Source organism: Streptomyces sp. NPDC059201 (assembly GCF_042754585.1).
GTDB lineage: Bacteria > Actinomycetota > Actinomycetes > Streptomycetales > Streptomycetaceae > Streptomyces.
On record NZ_JBHZBB010000011.1, the window covers coordinates 49600 to 65629 of the forward strand.

Below are 16030 nucleotides of genomic sequence, written 5' to 3' on the forward strand. Positions count from 1 at the left end.
GGTGCCGCACCGGCGGCCCCGGGGGCCACCCCGGCAACCGTGGGCCCGGCTCCCCCCCACGGGGCGCCGGGGCCGGGACAAACCCCCCCCGGGGCCGCCGCGGGGAAGGGACCGGCGGGCCGTCACACCCGCCGGTCCGCCGTTCTCAGCGCGCGCCGGGCCCCCCGACCAGCAGCCGGGACGCGGACGCCGGCACGCCGACCGTCCGCGCGACCTGGCGCACCCGCTCCACCAGCAGCGCCTGCCGCAGCGTCGCCGTCTCCTCGCCGGCCGGCCGGGCCTCGCCCAGCGCGGCGCGTACGAACGCGTCCATCGCGTTGAAGACCTGGTTGTCCTCCGGCAGCGCCCGCTCCGTCACCACGTCCTGCTGCTCGATCCGCACCACCGGCCGCATCTGCTCCGGCGGCGTGAAGGCCCGCCGCACACTCACCCGCCCACGGTCGCCCCACAGGGCGTACATCGACCGGTACGCGTGCTCGAAGCCGAAGTCCAGCTGCGCCGTCACCCCGCGCTCGTCGCAGAGCAGCACGCTGCCCGCCACGTCCACCCCGGTCGCCTCGTCCACCCGCAGGAACGCGCCGAGCACCTCCAGCTCCCCGGTCAGATGCAGCTGGGCCGCCCGCAGCGGATACACCCCCACGTCCAGCAGCGCCCCGCCGCCCAGCTCCGGCCGGTAGCGGAACGACTCCGGCGCCAGCGGCGGCACCGCGAACGTCCCCGAGAACTGCCGCAGCCCGCCCACCGACTCGTCCAGCATCGCCCGCACCGCGGCGTGCTGCGAGTGGTGCAGGAACATGAAGTTCTCGGCCAGCACCAGGTCGAGCCGGGAGGCCGTCGTCAGCAGCTCCAGCGTCTTCTCGTACGTGTCGGACATCGGCTTCTCGACCAGGACGTGCTTGCCCGCCCGCAGCGCCCGCATCGCCCACGCGTGGTGCATCCCGGGCGGCAGCGGGATGTAGACGGCGTCCAGGTCCTCCCGCTCCAGCAGCGCCTCGTACCCGCCGACGCCCTCGCAGCCGAAGGCGGCCCCGACCCGCGCGGCCCTGGCCCCGTCCCGGCTGGCCACCGCCACGAGGTCGACCCGGTCGTGCGCGGCGAGGACGGGCATGATCCGCCGGATCGCGATGTTCGCGGTCCCGATCACGCCCATCCTGAGCGCCCGTTGCTGACGCTGCTCTGGCATAGCGATCCTCATCACCTCGCGGGAGTCCCATGGCGCCCCACCGTATTTCCGGACGATCAAACGCCGCTTGAGGAACGGTGGACGCCGCGAAAGGCCCGGAAAGGCGGAAATCGGCTTTCGAGCGTTCTTCTAATCCGGCCCCGTACGTTGCCGGGGTAATCGGATGACGGAGGTGGCTCGGTGACAGTGGCGACCAGTGCGCTGGGGCGCGAACTACAGCTCGTACACGCGGCACAGTGGCTCTATTCGGTGAACGGCGAACCGTTCGTCCCCGGCGACGGAGACCCGTACGCCGGCCTGGTGCGCGGCTTCGACGAGGACACCGCGCCGCTGCACGCGGCCCTCGCCGAGCGCGGACCGCTCTGGCGCAGCAGACTCGGCAACTGGGTCGCGGGCCCGGCCGCCCTGCCCCAACTCCTCGGCCACCGCGACCTGGTGGTCGCCGCGGCGGTCCCGCAGGGCGAACCCTGGCTGCCCGCGCCGGAACGGCAGCGGACCGCCGCCGCCCGCGACCTCGCCCACCGGGGCGGCCGGGGCGCCGTCCGCGCCGCCGCCGCGCCGCTGCGGCGGCTGACCGCGGGGACGGTGGCCGGACTCGCCCCCGGACCGGCCGACCTGATCACCGCCGTCGCGGCCCCGCTCGCCGCCGCCGGCTACGCGGCCCTCCTCGGGCTGCCCGAGGACCGGCACGCCGCGTTCACGGCCGCCGTCACGGACACGGCGCCCTCCGTGGACGCCCTGCTCTGCCCGCAGAGCCTCGCGGCCACCGAGCGGGCCGCCGACGGCGTCCGCGCGCTGCGCGGGCTCCTCGCCGGGCCGGACCACGCCGAGGCCGGACTCGTCCTCGCCGTCGCCGGCACCCGGGCCGCGACCGACCTCCTGGGCGAGACGCTGCTGCGCCTCCTCGACCGGCCCGAGGAGTGGACCCGGCTGCGCACCGACCCCGCACAGGCGGCCGCGGCGGTCCGCGCCGCCACGCCCCCGCAGGGGCCCTGGCACCTCCACCCGCTGACCGCCCTCGCCCCGCTGGAGGTGGCCGGCACCCGCGTCGAGACCGGTGAGCAGGTCACCCTCGTGCCCGGCCCCGACGGCACGGCACCCGCCCCCTACGCGCGCCTGCTGATCCCCGGCGCCCGCGCCGTCGCCGAGGAGGCGCTCCGCCGGCTCGCCGCCCGCTTCCCGCACCTCCGGCCCGACGGCGCCCCGGTCCGCGCCCGCCGCGCCCCCGTCACCCGCCGCCTGGTCCGGCTGCCCGCGCTGCTCGGCGAGGAGGAGACCCGATGAAGGTCCTGTTCACGTCCCTGGCCCACCACACCCACTACTACCCCCTGGTGCCGCTCGCCTGGGCCCTGCGCACCGCGGGCCACGAGGTCCGGGTCGCCAGCCAGCCCGAGCTGACCGACGTCATCACCGGCACCGGCCTCACCGCCGTCCCGGTCGAGTGGTCGCTCGGCCCGGTCGAGGAGATGGGCCTGCTCGGCGCCCTCCACGACGAGGCGTCCGCGCACGTCCAGGGCTTCGACTTCGCCGCCCGCGGCGACCGCCCCTGGACCTGGGAGCAGCTCCTCGCCCTGGAGAACGTCATGGTGCCGACCCTCTACGGCGCCCTCAACAACGACGTCATGGTCGACTCGCTGGTCTCCTTCGCCCGCTCCTGGCAGCCCGACCTCGTCGTCTGGGAGACCTTCACCCTCGCCGGCGCGATCGCCGCCCGCGCCACCGGCGCCGCCCACTGCCGGCTCGTCTCCGGCCCGGACATCAGCGTCCGCGCCCGCCAGGAGTTCCTGCGCGCCGCCGCCGGGCAGGAGCCCGAGCACCGCGAGGACCCCACCGCCGAGTGGCTGGAGCGGACCCTCGCCCGGATCGGCTCCCCGCACGGCTACACCGAGTCCATGGTCACCGGCGAGTGGACGGTGAACACCACCCCGCCCAGCACCCAGCTCGACCTCGGCCTGCCGACCGTCCAGGTCCGGCACGTCGCCTACAACGGCCCCGCCGTCGTCCCCGACTGGCTGCGCACCGCCCCCGAGCGCCCCCGGATCTGCGTGACGCTCGGCTCCTCCGCCGCCGACACCGGCGTCGACATGCTGAAGCTCCTCGGCGGCCTCGCCGAGCTCGACGCCGAGATCGTCGCCACCGTCGACGAGGAGACCATGGCGGCCGCGGACCTCCCGGACAACGTCCGGCTCGTCGACTTCGTCCCGCTCAACGACCTGCTGCCCACCTGCGCCGCCGTCGTCCACCACGGCGGCGTCGGCACGAAGGCCACCGCGGAACTGCACGCCGTCCCGCAGCTGATCCTCGCCTTCGGCTGGGACACCGAGGTCATGGGCCGCGGCCTGGAGGAGATCGGCGCGGGCATCTGCCTGCCCAGCGCCGAACTGCTGCCGGAAGCGGTACGCACCCAGGTCCACCGGCTCCTCAGCGAGCCGTCGTACGCCGAGGGCGCCCGCCGGCTCCAGGAGGAGCTGCGCGCCGTGCCCAGCCCCAACGAGATCGTCCCGGTCATCGAGCGGCTGGTCGCCGAGCACCGCGCCGGCGCAGGCGCCGGACCGGTGTCCCGCGACACCCACGTCGCCCACCACGGCTGAGGCGGAGATGCCAGAGATGTCGGAAACCAAGGCGCAGGTCCTGAACCTGGCCCGCACGTTCCACAAGGAACAGGAGACGCGCGCCTTCGAAGCCGGGGTCACCCCGATCCTGTCCGCCGGGGCGGTCCTCGACGAGGAGGACCGGATCGCGCTCGTCGAGGCGGCGCTGGAGCTGCGCATCGCCGCCGGCGTGCGGTCCCGGAAGTTCGAGAGCGAGTTCGCGCGCTACTTCCGGCGCCGCAAGGCGCACATGGTCAACTCCGGCTCGTCGGCGAACCTGTTGGCGGTCGCGGCCCTGACCTCGCCCAAGCTGGGCGACGTGCGGCTGCGCCCCGGCGACGAGGCCATCACCGTCGGGGCGGGCTTCCCCACGACCATCAACCCGCTCGTCCAGTACGGACTCAAGCCGGTCTTCGTCGACATCGAGATGGGCACCTACAACGCCTCGCTCGAACAGATCGAGGCGGCGATCACCCCGCGCACCCGGCTCATCATGATCGCCCACGCGCTCGGCAACCCGTTCCCGGTCGCCGAGGTCGCCGAACTCGCCACCCGGCACGGCATCTTCCTCGTCGAGGACAACTGCGACGCGGTCGGCTCCACCTACCAGGGCCGGCTCACCGGCACCTTCGGCGACCTGTCGACCGTCAGCTTCTACCCGGCCCACCACATCACCGCGGGGGAGGGCGGCTGCGTCCTCACCTCCAGCCTCGAACTCGCCCGGATCGTCGAGTCGATGCGGGACTGGGGCCGGGACTGCTGGTGCGAACCGGGCACCGACAACACCTGCCTCAAGCGGTTCGACTACCAGCTCGGGACGCTGCCGGCCGGCTACGACCACAAGTACATCTTCTCCCACGTCGGCTACAACCTGAAGGCGACCGACCTCCAAGGCGCCCTGGCGCTCAGCCAGATGCGCCGGATCGACGACTTCGGCGCGGCCCGCCGGAGCAACTGGCGGCGGCTCCACGACGGCCTCGCCGACGTGCCAGGACTGCTGCTGCCCCGGGCCACCCCGGGCAGCGACCCGAGCTGGTTCGGCTTCGTCCTGACCGTGCTGCCCGACGCCGGCTTCACCCGCCGCGAGCTCGTCGACTTCCTGGAGTCGCGCCGGATCGGGACCCGGCGGCTCTTCGGCGGCAACATCACCCGCCACCCCGCCTACCAGGACGTGGACTACCGGATCGTCGGCGAGCTCACCAACTGCGACACCGTCACCGAGGACACCTTCTGGATCGGCGTCCACCCGGGACTCACCCCCGAGATGATCGATTACGTCATCGAGTCCGTCACCGAGTTCTGCACGCGAAAGGGCTGATCACGTCATGACCGAACGTACCGGCAGGACCGCCGTCGTCACCGGCGCCACCAGCGGCATCGGACTCGCCGTCGCCCGCCACCTGGCCGCCGCCGGACACCGCGTCTTCCTCTGCGCCCGGGACGCCGACCGCGTCGCGCTCACCGTGAAGGAGCTGCGCGCCGAGGGGTACGAGGCGGACGGAGCCGTCTGCGACGTGCGGGACACCGACGCGATCGAGCGGCTGGTCGGCGCGGCCGTCGCCCGCTACGGACCGGTCGGCATCCTGGTCAACAACGCCGGCCGCAGCGGCGGCGGCGAGACCCACGCGCTCACCGACGAGCTGTGGGACGACGTGATGGCCACCAACCTCGACAGCGTCTTCCGCTTCACCCGCGCCGTCCTCACCACCGGCGGGATGCGGGACGGCGACTGGGGCCGGATCGTCAACATCGCCTCCACCGGCGGCAAACAGGGCGTCGTCCTCGGCGCCCCCTACTCCGCCTCCAAGCACGGCGTCGTCGGCTTCACCAAGGCCCTCGGCCTGGAACTGGCCAAGACCGGGATCACCGTCAACGCCGTTTGCCCCGGCTACGTCGAGACGCCGATGGCGGCCCGGGTCCGCCAGGGGTACGCCGCCGCCTACGACACCACCGAGGACGCGATCCTCGAGAAGTTCCAGGCCAAGATCCCGCTCGGCCGCTACACCACCCCCGACGAGGTGGCGGGGATGGTCGGCTACCTGCTGACCGACGCGGCCGCCCCCGTCACCGCGCAGGCGATCAACGTCTGCGGCGGCCTCGGCAACTACTGAGGAGAGCCATGCCCGACGAGAACCCGCGGACGGCCGCCGCTCCCGCCGCCGCGCCCGCTGCCCCCACCGTGCACGAGACCGTCCACGAGATCGAGGTGGACGCCCCCGCCGAGACCGTCTACGACCTGGTCGCCGACGCCGCCCGCTGGCCGGTCCACTTCCCGCCCAACCTCCACGTCGACGTCCTGGAGGGCGGCGGAGGCAAGGACGGAGTGGAGCGCCTGAGGATCTGGGCGACCGCCAACGGAGCCGTCAAGAACTGGACCTCCCGCCGCGAACTCGACCGCGCCGCACTGACCGTGACGTTCCGTCAGGAGCGGTCGCAGGCGCCGGTGGAGAGCATGGGCGGCACCTGGCACATCGAGCCGCTGGGGGAGCGGCGCACCCGCGTGCGCTTCACCCACACCTTCACCGCGGTCGGCGACGACCCCGAGAACGTGGCCTGGATCCGCCGCGCCATCGACACCAACACCGGCTCCGAGCTCCAGGCCCTGCGCGCCGGCGCCGAGACGGCCGACGACGGCCTCGTCCTCACCTTCGACGACTCCGTGCGGATCGACGGATCCGCCAAGGACGCCTACGAGTTCATCCGCGCCGCCGACCGGTGGACCGAGCGGCTGCCGCACGTCGCCCGGGTCTCGCTCACCGAGGACGTCCCCGGCGAGCAGGTCCTGGAGATGGACACCCGTACCGCCGACGGCTCCACCCACACCACCAGGTCCGTGCGGATCTGCTTCCCCGCCGAGCGGATCGTCTACAAGCAGATCCACACGCCCGCGCTCATGGACGCCCACACCGGCGAGTGGATCTTCGAGGAGGACGGCGACGGCTGTGTCGTCACCTCCCGGCACACCGTACGGATCGCCCCCGGAGCTGTACAAGACGTCCTCGGCCCCGACGCCGACGTCGCCCGTGCCCGGGAGTTCGTCCGCGAGGCCCTCGGCCGCAACAGCCGGGCCACCCTCGGTCACGCGGCGGCCCACGCGGGCGGGCTGCGCGCCGCCGGGCCCGTCGGCCCCGACGTGTACGTCTCCGTGCAGCGCTTCTACGCCGAGCAGATGCGCCACCTCGACGAGGGCCGCGCGGAGGAGTGGGCGGCCGCCTTCACCGAGGACGGCGTCTTCGGCCAGAACACCGGCACCGGGCCGGTCCGCGGCCGGGCGGCCATCGCCGCCGCCGTCCGCGCCAACCAGGAGCGGCTCGCCGCGGACCCGCAGCAGCGCCGGCACGTCTTCGCCATGCTCACCGTGGACCCGGCGGCCGACGGGGCGGTCCGCGCCCGCTCGTACGCGCAGGTCCTGGTGACCCGGCCGGGCGGCCCCACCGTCCTGCACCTGAGCGCCGTCTGCGAGGACGAGCTGGTGCCGGCCGGAAGCGGCTGGGCGGTCCGGCACCGCCGCGTCGACCACGACGGCGTCTGACCCCGTACGCACCCCGGGGGCCGTACCGCCGACAGCGGTACGGCCCCCGGGCCGTTCGCGGGACGGACCTCCCGCGGGGTCCGTCAGGCGGACGGCAGCGGGCGGTCCAGGTAGAGCCGCAGGTGCTCCGCCGTGTGCGAGTGCGGCGTGCGCAGGAGCTCGGCGGGCGTGCCGGTGAAGACGATCTCGCCACCGGTGTTGCCGCCCTCGGGGCCGAGGTCGATCACCCAGTCCGCCTGGGCGACGACGGCGAGGTCGTGCTCGATGACGACGACCGTGTTGCCCCGGTCGACGATCCGGTTGAGCAGGCCGAGCAGCATGTCGATGTCCGACAGGTGCAGGCCGGTGGTCGGCTCGTCGAGGATGTAGACGGTCCCCGAGCCGGAGAGCCGGTCGGCGAGCTTGAGCCGCTGGCGCTCGCCGCCGGAGAGGGTCGCGAGCGACTGCCCGAGGCCGAGGTAGCCGATGCCGGTCTCGATCAGGGAGCCGGCGCGGGTGCGCAGCGGGCCCGACGGGAAGAACTGGGTGGCCTCCTCCGCCGACATCTCCAGCACGTCGGCGATGTTCTTGCCGCGCACCGTGTGGCGGAGCACCGACTCCTTGAAGCGGCGGCCCTCGCAGCTCTCGCAGTGGGTGGTGACCGGGTCCATGTAGGCGACCTCGGTGATGAGGACGCCGCGGCCCTCGCACTCCTCGCAGGCGCCCTTGGAGTTGAAGCTGAAGAGGCTGGCGTCCTCGCCGCTCGCCTTGGCGAAGAGCTTGCGGATCGGGTCCATCAGCTTGAGGTAGCTGGCCGGGGTGGAGCGGGAGGAGCGGGCGATGGACGACTGGTCGACGAAGACCGCGTTGGGGTACTGCTCGCGGAAGGCGTGGGCGATCAGCGAGCTCTTGCCGGCGCCGGCGACGCCGGTGACGGCGGTGAGGACGCCGGCCGGGATCTCGGTGGAGACGTTCTTCAGGTTGTGCACGGTGGCGTCGCGGACCGGCAGGGTCCGGCCGAAGGGGCGGGGGGTCTCCTTGAGCCCGCCGATGCGCCGCAGGCCCTGCCCGGTGAGGGTGTCGGCGTCCTTCAGCTCGGCGTGGCTGCCCTCGAAGACGACCGTGCCGCCGTGCACGCCGGCCCGGGGGCCGATCTCGACGATGTGGTCGGCGACGGCCATCACGTCGGGGTCGTGCTCGACGACGAGGACGGTGTTGCCCTTGTCGCGCAGCGCCCGGATCAGCTCGTTGAGCCGGCTGACGTCGCGCGGGTGCAGACCGACGCTGGGCTCGTCGAAGATGTAGGTGAGGCCGGTGAGTTCGCTGCCGAGGTGGTTGACGAGCTTCAGGCGCTGGCCCTCGCCGCCGGAGAGGCTGGAGGTGGAGCGGTCGAGGGTGAGGTAGCCGAGGCCGATCGACTCGATCTGCTCCAGCGTCTCGCGGATGGTGGTGACGAGGGGGGTGTCCAGGCGCTCCTGGAGCGCGGTGACGACCGTGATGAGGTCGCTGACCTGCATCTGGGACCAGTCGGAGATGTTCCGGCCGTCGATCCGGGTGGCCAGGGCCTTCTGGTTGAGGCGGGCGCCCTCGCAGGTGGGGCAGCGGCCCTCGGTGAAGAACTCGGCGGCCGCGTCGCGGGCCGCCTTGCTCATGCCGGCCGAGTCGCGCTTGAGGTGGCGCTTGACGAAGCTGTCGACGAGCCCCTCGTACTTGAGGGCGAGCACGTTGCCGTTGGGGTAGGTGATCTCGACGGTGCCGCCGCTGCCGTAGAGGAGGGTGTGCAGCTCCTCCTCGGAGTAGTCCTCGATCTTCTTGTCGGCGTCGAGGCGCTCGTAGTGGGCGTAGAACTGCCAGCTGGTGGTGCCGACGGTGTGCCCGGGGAGGCGGATGGCGCCCTCCGCGATGGACCGCGAGCGGTCGATCATCAGCTCGGGGTTGGCGCGGCGGGCGCGGCCGAGCCCCTCGCACTCGGGGCACATGCCCTTGGGGTCGTTGAAGGAGTACAGCCAGGTCTGGCCGAGGCCGTCGTTGCCGTGGTTGGCGAAGAGGACGCGCATCACGGTGTAGACGTCGGTGACGGTGCCGACGGTCGAGCGGGCGTTGCCGCCGAGGGGGCGCTGGTCGACGACGACCGGGGTGGTGATCTTCGTGACGGCGTCGATGTGCGGGCGCTCGAACTTGGGCAGGTCGTGCCGGATGTTCCAGGGGAAGGTGGCGTTGAGCTGCCGCTGGGCCTCCACGGCGACGGTGTCGAAGACCAGGGAGGACTTACCGGATCCGGAGACGCCGACGAAGACCGTGATCCGGTTCTTGGGGATGACGAGCGAGACGTTCTTGAGGTTGTTCTCCCGGGCACCGACGACCTGGATGCCCTCGTCCGGTGCGGTGGGCGGCGTCTGGTTCACGAATGGTCCTCTCTGCGTCGTATGACGTGTGTCGTAAGACGTGGTGTCGTGGGCCCCCCGGACTCACCGCAGCTGCGCGCGGACGGCCTGGAGCAGGCCGGGGTCCTGGGGGCCGACCGTGGGCGCGAAGCGGCCCACGGGGTGGCCGGCGGCGGAGACGAGGAACTTCTCGAAGTTCCAGCGCACGTCGCCGGTGTGGCCCTCCGCGTCGGCGAGCGGGGTGAGGGCCGTGTAGAGCGGGTGCCGGCCGGCGCCGTTGACCTCGGTCTTCTCCGTGTGGGGGAAGGTGACGCGGCGTACGGAGCACTGGGCGGCGATCTCCTCGGCGGTGCCCGGCTCCTGCCCGCCGAACTGGTTGCAGGGCACGCCGACGACGACCAGGCCGTCCGCCCGGTGTTCGTGCGCGAGCGCCTCCAGGGCGGGGTACTGGCCGGCGGCGAGGTCGCAGCCCGAGGCGACGTTGACGACGAGCAGGGGGTGGCCCCGGTGGCGGGCGAGGAGGCCGGGGGTTCCGTCGAGTCCGGCGAGGGGGATGTCGAAGAGAGTCATGTCCGCACGCTAGGTCGGGTCGGTCCTGGGCCGGTCGACTCCGCCTCGCGGGGCCCTCGGCGCCCGCTCGACGGGATGGTCCTCCCGGGCCCCGTGTCGGGGGCCCGGGAGGCGGGGGTGGGTGCGGGCCGGTTCGGGGGATGACGGCCCGCACCCGGTCGGGGTCCGCTACCGGCTCAGGGCGCGGTACTTGCGGACGGCGAGCGGGAAGAACACCAGGAAGATCAGGAGCGGCCAGACGAACGACATGAGCATCGCGTTCTCGGCGATCCAGGAGGTGCCCCCGACGCCGGGGTTCCCGAAGAGCTCACGGGTGGCGTGGGCGGTGGAGGAGAGCGGGTTCCACTCGGCGATCGTGCCGAGCCAGCCCGGCATCATCTCCGGGGAGGCGAAGGTGTTGGCGACGATGCCGAGCGGGAACAGCAGCGTGTAGACGGCGGACGCCGCCTCCGGGGAGCTGATGACGAGGCCGAGGTAGATGCCGACCCAGAGCAGCGCGAACCGGAGCAGCAGGAGCAGGGCGAAGCCGCCGAGCGCCGGGGCGAAGCCGTCGTGCCAGCTCCAGCCGGCGATGACGCCGCATCCCATGAGGATGACGAGGACGACGGTGCTGTAGAGCATGTTCACGATGGACTGGCCGAGGACGACCGATCCGGCGGACATGGGCATGGAGCGGAAGCGGTCCGTGACGCCCTTGGAGGCGTCGGCGGTGACGCCGGCCATGGTCTCGCCGATGCCGAAGGCCATCGACATGACGAACATGCCGGGCATCAGGTACTCCATGTAGTCCCCGCCGCCCTCGACCTGCATCCCGCTGCCGAAGATGCCGCCGAAGAGCAGCGTCATCAGGATCGGGAAGGCGAGTCCGGCGAGGATCTGCGTGGGGTTGCGGGCCCAGTGGGAGAGCCCGCGGAGGGTGAGCGTCCAGGAGTCGGCGAGGATCCAGCCCAGCTTGGCGAGCGGGTTGGTCGGCACCTCGGGGGCGATGATCGCGGTCATGAGGGGATGACCTCCTTGTCGCGCTGCTCGGCGTGGACGGCGGCTCCGTTGCCGGTCAGGCTGAGGAAGACCTCGTCGAGGGTCGGCCGGCGCAGGGCGATGTCCTCCGCCTCGATGCCGTTCTCGTCGAGGGCGCGGGCGACCGCGGTGAGGGCGGCGACCCGGTCCTTGACGACGGCGCCGACGCGGCGGTTGTCCGCGTCCACGTCGGGGGCGGCGCCGAGGAGCGAGCCGATGATCCGTCCCGCGGAGTCGAGGTCGTGCGGCCTGCGGAGCACGACCTCGATCCGGTCGCCGCCGAGCATGTTCTTGAGCTGGTCGGGGGTGCCGGTCTGGACGACCCGGCCGCCGTCGATCAGCGAGATCATGTCGGCCAGCTGGTCGGCCTCTTCGAGGTACTGCGTGGTGAGCAGGACGGTGCGCCCGTCGGCGACGAGGCCGCGGACGGACTCCCAGACGTCGTTGCGCCCCCGGGGGTCGAGTCCGGTGGTGGGCTCGTCGAGGAAGAGGACGCCGGGGGCGAGGATGAGGCTGGCGGCGAGGTCGAGGCGGCGCCGCATGCCTCCGGAGTACTGCTTGGCCGGCTTGTTCCCGGCCTCGGTGAGGCCGAAGCGCTCCAGGAGCTCGTCGGCGCGCAGCTGGGCGTTGCGCTTGCCGATGTGGTACAGGCGGCCGAACATCACCAGGTTCTGACGGCCGCTCAGGTCTTCGTCGACGGCGGCGTGCTGGCCGAGGAGGCCGATCCGCTGCCGGACCTGGGCGGCCTGGGTGGCGACGTCGTAACCGGCGACGCGGGCAGTGCCGCCGTCGGCCTTCAGCAGGGTGGACAGTACGCGGACCGCGGTGGTCTTGCCGGCGCCGTTGGGGCCGAGCAGGCCGTAGACCACACCCCTCGGTACCTCTAAGTCGAACCCGGAGAGGGCCTCCTTGTCGCCGTATTTCTTCTTCAGAGCCTCGGTCTGGATCGCCAGATCGGCGTCAGCCATGCCCACCCCTTCATTTCCAGGCACTTGCCTTCGGGTGCTCAAATTTGGGTACCCGGCGAGCATAGGGGAGGCCGCTCCGGATATTCAAGTTTTAGCAAGGCCGGGGCGGAAGCGCTCCGCCGGCCTCCCAGTGATCGCGGTGCGCGGCGTACCAGGCCACCGTCGCGGCCAGTTCGGCCTCCAGCGACCTGCGGGGCTCGTACCCCAGCTCGCGCCGGATCTTGGCGTCGTCCACCGCGTACCGGAAGTCGTGCCCCTTGCGGTCCTCGACCCGCTCCACCAGGTCCCAGCCCCGCCCGCACAGGTCGAGCAGCCGGCCCGTCATCTCGCGGTTGCTCAGCGTGGTGCCGCCGCCCACGTTGTAGACCTCCCCGGCCCTGCCCCGCTCCAGCACCAGCCGCACCGCCCGGCAGTGGTCGTCGACGTGCAGCCACTCCCTGAGGTTCGACCCGTCCCCGTACAGCGGCACCGGCAGCCCGTCCAGGAGCCGGGTGGTGAAGCGCGGTATCAGCTTCTCCGGATGCTGCCCGGGGCCGTAGTTGTTGGCGCACCGCGTGATCCGCACGTCCAGCCCGTGCGTACGCGCGTACGCGCGCGCGAAGAGGTCCGCCGACGCCTTCGACGCCGCGTACGGCGAATTGGGCAGCAGCGGCTCCTCCTCCGTCCACCGCCCCTCGGCGATCGACCCGTACACCTCGTCCGTCGAGACCTGGACGAAGACCCCGACGCCGTGCCGCAGCGCCGCGTCCAGCAGCGCCTGGGTGCCCAGCACATTGGTGCGGACGAACGCCTCCGCGCCCTCCACCGACCGGTCCACGTGCGACTCCGCGGCGAAGTGCACCACGGCGTCGTGCCCCGGCACGACCTTGTCCAGCAGCGCGGCGTCGCAGATGTCGCCCCGGACGAAGTCCAGCCGCGGGTGCCCGATCGGCAGGTTGTTCAGGGTGCCCGCGTACGTCAGCAGGTCCAGCGCGGTCACCCGGCCGCCCCCGCCCCCCGGACCGCCGTCGTCCAGCAGCATGCGCGCGAAGTGCGAGCCGATGAAGCCGGCCGCGCCGGTCACCAGGATGTTCACGCCCGTTTCCCTCCTGTCGTACGGGGGCGGGCGGGAGCTCCGTCCGCCCCCGCCCGCACCACCGTGTGGTCCGTCAGCGCCCGGCGGTCGCCGGACGGTGCCGCGCTGTCAGCCGCTCGATCATCGGCACCACTTCGTTCGGGGCCGGCGCCATCAGCATCGACCGCCGCAGCCGCCGCGCCCCGTCCCGGAAGGACGGATCGTCCAGCACCCGGACGAGCTTGTCGCGGAGCACGTCCACGGTCAGCCCCTCCGAGTGCAGGTGCAGCCCGGCGCCCAGGTCCTCCAGGCGCTGCGCCCGGTAGATGGCGTCCCACATCCAGCCCAGCGCCACCTGCGGCACCCCGTAGGCGGCGGCCGTCGCCCAGGTGCCCGCGCCGCCGTGGTGGACGATCGCCGAACAGGTCGGCAGCAGCGCCAGCATGGCGACGTGGTCGACGACCCTGATGTTGTCCGGGACCTTGGAGACCCCGGCCAGCTCCGTCTCGCTCAGCGTGGCGACGACCTCCACGTCCAGGTCGCCGACCGAGGCCAGCACCTCGTCGAGGTCGATGGCGTTCGGGAACTCGGTGTCCCGGATCGTCAGCCCCAGGGTGAGGCAGACCCGGCGCCGCTCCGGCGGCTCGCGCAGCCAGTCCGGGACGACGGCCGGACCGGGGCCGTTGTACGGGACGTACCGCATCGGCAGCCGGGGCAGGCCCAGCTCCATCCGTACCCCCGCGGGCATCTGGTCGACGGACCACTGCCCCGTGACGACCTCGGGGTCGAAGGCGGCCCCGTGCCGGTCGAGGGTGTACGCGAGCCACTCCTCCATCGGGTCGTCGCGCAGCTCCCGCGGCAGCTCCGCCTGACGGCGGCGCAGCTCCAGGTGGGTGCGGCCGAACAGGTCGGGGAAGGCCAGCAGCCGGGCGTGCGCCGCCCCCGTCGCCTTCGCCGCGACGGCCCCGGCGAAGGTGAACGGCTCCCAGAGGACCAGGTCGGGCCGCCAGAACCGGGCGAACTCCACCAGCCCGTCGATCATCGACTCGTTGTTGATCTGCGGATAGAAGGTCGACGTCAGGATCGCGTTGGAGGCCCGCAGATAGTCGGTGCTCAGCCGCTCGGGCCGGTTCTCCAGGTAGTCGCGGTCCAGGTGGTGCAGGAGCATCCCGTGCCCGACGGTGCGGATGACGTCGTCCATGCGGTGGTCGTCGCCCACCGGCACGGCGGTCAGCCCGGCCCGGGTGATGGACTCGACCGCACCGGGCTGGCTGGCGATCCGCACCTCGTGTCCTGCGGTGCGCAGCGCCCAGGCCAGCGGCACGATGCCGTTGAGGTGGGCGTCCTGGGCGAACGCGGTCAGCAGTACGCGCACCGGGCGCCTCCTTCCGTGATGGCCGGCGGGTGGACCGAGCGGGACACGCGCCCGATACGGGCCGGGCGGCTCGCGCGGCTCCTGTCGTTCATGCGGTTCACGCGGTTCACGCGACCGGGAAGCGCAGCACGCCGCGCAGGACGGCGGAGCGGGCCCGGCGCAGCACCTCGGCCCCGATCCGCAGGGCGGGCCGCTGCTCGGCGAGGACCCGGACGGCCGCCTCGGTCTGGATCCGCACCAGCGCGGCGGTGACGGCGTCGGCCGGACCGCCGGTACGGGTCAGCGAGAGGTCCCCGGGACGCTCCGGGTCGAAGGCGCCGGGCTCCGGGAAGACCTCCGGGTCGCGGTTGGCCGCGTCGACGAGGACGACGATCCGCCGGCCCTCCTCGACCGTCTTCCCGTCCAGCTCCACGGCCTCGCGGGCGATCCGGCTCTCGAAGCGGAGCGGCGGCGCGAGCCGCAGCGCCTCCCGTACGGCCCCGGCCGCGAGGGACGGGTCGCGGGTCAGGCGCTCCCACTGCCCGGGGTGGGCGAGGAGGGTCTCCACCGCGTTGCACACGGCGGTCGCGGTGATCTCGACGCCGACGACGACGGCGAGCACACCGATCGCGACGGCGTCCTCCGGGTCCGCCCCGGACAGCCCGGCGAGACCGGTGGCCCGCCCGGAGGCGACCAGCGAGGCCAGCTCGTCCGCGAGCTCCGTCTCGGCCTCCAGGAAGGCGCGGGCGGCGGGCAGTTGCTGCGGGCAGTGGCCCGCGTCGAAGGCGGTGGCCAGCCCCGCGTGCAGCGCGGCGAGCCGGTCCCGGCCGCCGGCCGGCAGGCCGAGCAGCTCGGCGACCACGGTGAGCGCGGCGGGCACGGCGACGTCCCGGTACAGGTCGAAGCGGGCACCGGCGCTCGCGACCGCCTCCCGGTAGGCGCGCTCCACGTCGGCGGTCCGGCCGGCCAGCGCCTCCGCGCCCAGCAGCGGGGCGGCGATCCCCGCGAGCCGCTCGTAGGAGGCGGGTTCGAGGTTGAGGCGGGCGTCGTCCACGGGGACGACGTGGCAGAGCAGCGGGTCCTCCCAGACGTCGACGCCCGGGTGGTGCTGCGGGCCCTCCTCCGCGTGGCGCGCGGAGAAGCGGGGGTCGCCGAGGATCCGCGCCCCGAGCGCGTGGCTCGCGGTGACCCACGCGCCCGCCGCGCTCTCGTGCAGGCCCTGCTCGCGGGCGCGCTCGCCGTGGCTGAGCGGGTCGTCGTCGCCGGCGCGGAGGATGAGGGCGAAGGGGTCGCCCTGGGCGCCGAAGATGAACTGGACGCCACGGATGGTCAGCAGGTGGCGGCCCAGCTCGCTGTTGGTCTGCTCGGTCAGCATGACACCGTCCTGGGAAGGGACCC

At 73.2% G+C, this 16030-nt stretch carries 13 protein-coding genes; 5 read left to right on the forward strand and 8 right to left on the reverse strand.

What is annotated here, in order from left to right:
* Positions 1 to 145 precede the first annotated feature (145 nt).
* A complete protein-coding gene (locus ACFXMG_RS29880; RefSeq protein ID WP_383831063.1) occupies positions 146 to 1150 on the reverse strand; it encodes a Gfo/Idh/MocA family protein in 1005 nt (334 codons plus the stop codon).
* A gap of 213 nt (positions 1151 to 1363) precedes the next feature.
* Here ACFXMG_RS29880 and ACFXMG_RS29885 point away from each other — a divergent pair, with 213 nt between their 5' ends.
* Genes ACFXMG_RS29885 through ACFXMG_RS29905 form a run of 5 tightly spaced genes read left to right on the forward strand, consistent with a single transcriptional unit; the run spans position 1364 to position 7306 of the window.
* Positions 1364 to 2467: a hypothetical protein gene (locus ACFXMG_RS29885; protein WP_384119976.1), complete on the forward strand. Its 1104-nt coding sequence runs from the start codon at positions 1364 to 1366 to the stop codon at positions 2465 to 2467.
* On the forward strand, positions 2464 to 3774 hold the full coding sequence (locus tag ACFXMG_RS29890; protein ID WP_383829302.1) for an activator-dependent family glycosyltransferase: 1311 nt from the start codon (positions 2464 to 2466) through the stop codon (positions 3772 to 3774). The genes ACFXMG_RS29885 and ACFXMG_RS29890 overlap by 4 nt, the downstream gene beginning before the upstream one ends.
* A 16-nt stretch (positions 3775 to 3790) precedes the next feature.
* On the forward strand, positions 3791 to 5092 hold the full coding sequence (rfbH, locus tag ACFXMG_RS29895; protein ID WP_383829299.1) for a lipopolysaccharide biosynthesis protein RfbH: 1302 nt from the start codon (positions 3791 to 3793) through the stop codon (positions 5090 to 5092).
* A gap of 7 nt (positions 5093 to 5099) precedes the next feature.
* Entirely contained in the window at positions 5100 to 5885 is a 786-nt protein-coding gene (locus ACFXMG_RS29900) for an SDR family NAD(P)-dependent oxidoreductase (RefSeq protein WP_383829296.1), read from the forward strand.
* Positions 5886 to 5893: 8 nt separating this feature from the next.
* The gene (locus ACFXMG_RS29905; RefSeq protein WP_383829293.1) at positions 5894 to 7306 is read left to right on the forward strand and encodes an SRPBCC family protein; all 1413 of its coding nucleotides are present in this window, start codon (positions 5894 to 5896) and stop codon (positions 7304 to 7306) included.
* 83 nt (positions 7307 to 7389) lie between these two features.
* Here the strand turns inward: ACFXMG_RS29905 and ACFXMG_RS29910 are convergent, their stop codons facing one another.
* From ACFXMG_RS29910 to ACFXMG_RS29940, 7 genes are all read right to left on the reverse strand, one after another.
* Positions 7390 to 9690: an ATP-binding cassette domain-containing protein gene (locus ACFXMG_RS29910; protein ID WP_383829290.1), complete on the reverse strand. Its 2301-nt coding sequence runs from the start codon at positions 9688 to 9690 to the stop codon at positions 7390 to 7392.
* A 63-nt stretch (positions 9691 to 9753) separates the two neighbouring features.
* Positions 9754 to 10239: a glutathione peroxidase gene (locus tag ACFXMG_RS29915; protein ID WP_383829287.1), complete on the reverse strand. Its 486-nt coding sequence runs from the start codon at positions 10237 to 10239 to the stop codon at positions 9754 to 9756.
* A gap of 168 nt (positions 10240 to 10407) precedes the next feature.
* Positions 10408 to 11238 (reverse strand): ABC transporter permease, encoded by an 831-nt coding sequence (locus ACFXMG_RS29920; protein ID WP_383829284.1) that lies wholly within the window; start codon positions 11236 to 11238, stop codon positions 10408 to 10410.
* Positions 11235 to 12224: an ATP-binding cassette domain-containing protein gene (locus ACFXMG_RS29925; protein WP_383829280.1), complete on the reverse strand. Its 990-nt coding sequence runs from the start codon at positions 12222 to 12224 to the stop codon at positions 11235 to 11237. The genes ACFXMG_RS29920 and ACFXMG_RS29925 overlap by 4 nt, the downstream gene beginning before the upstream one ends.
* Before the next feature lie 91 nt (positions 12225 to 12315).
* On the reverse strand, positions 12316 to 13299 hold the full coding sequence (gene rfbB / locus ACFXMG_RS29930; protein ID WP_383829277.1) for a dTDP-glucose 4,6-dehydratase: 984 nt from the start codon (positions 13297 to 13299) through the stop codon (positions 12316 to 12318).
* Between the two features lie 73 nt (positions 13300 to 13372).
* Positions 13373 to 14653, reverse strand: a complete 1281-nt coding sequence (locus ACFXMG_RS29935) for an activator-dependent family glycosyltransferase (protein ID WP_383829274.1) — start codon at positions 14651 to 14653, stop codon at positions 13373 to 13375.
* A gap of 106 nt (positions 14654 to 14759) precedes the next feature.
* Positions 14760 to 16007, reverse strand: coding sequence for a P450-derived glycosyltransferase activator (locus ACFXMG_RS29940; protein WP_383829271.1), 1248 nt, complete (start codon positions 16005 to 16007; stop codon positions 14760 to 14762).
* Positions 16008 to 16030: the final 23 nt, after the last annotated feature.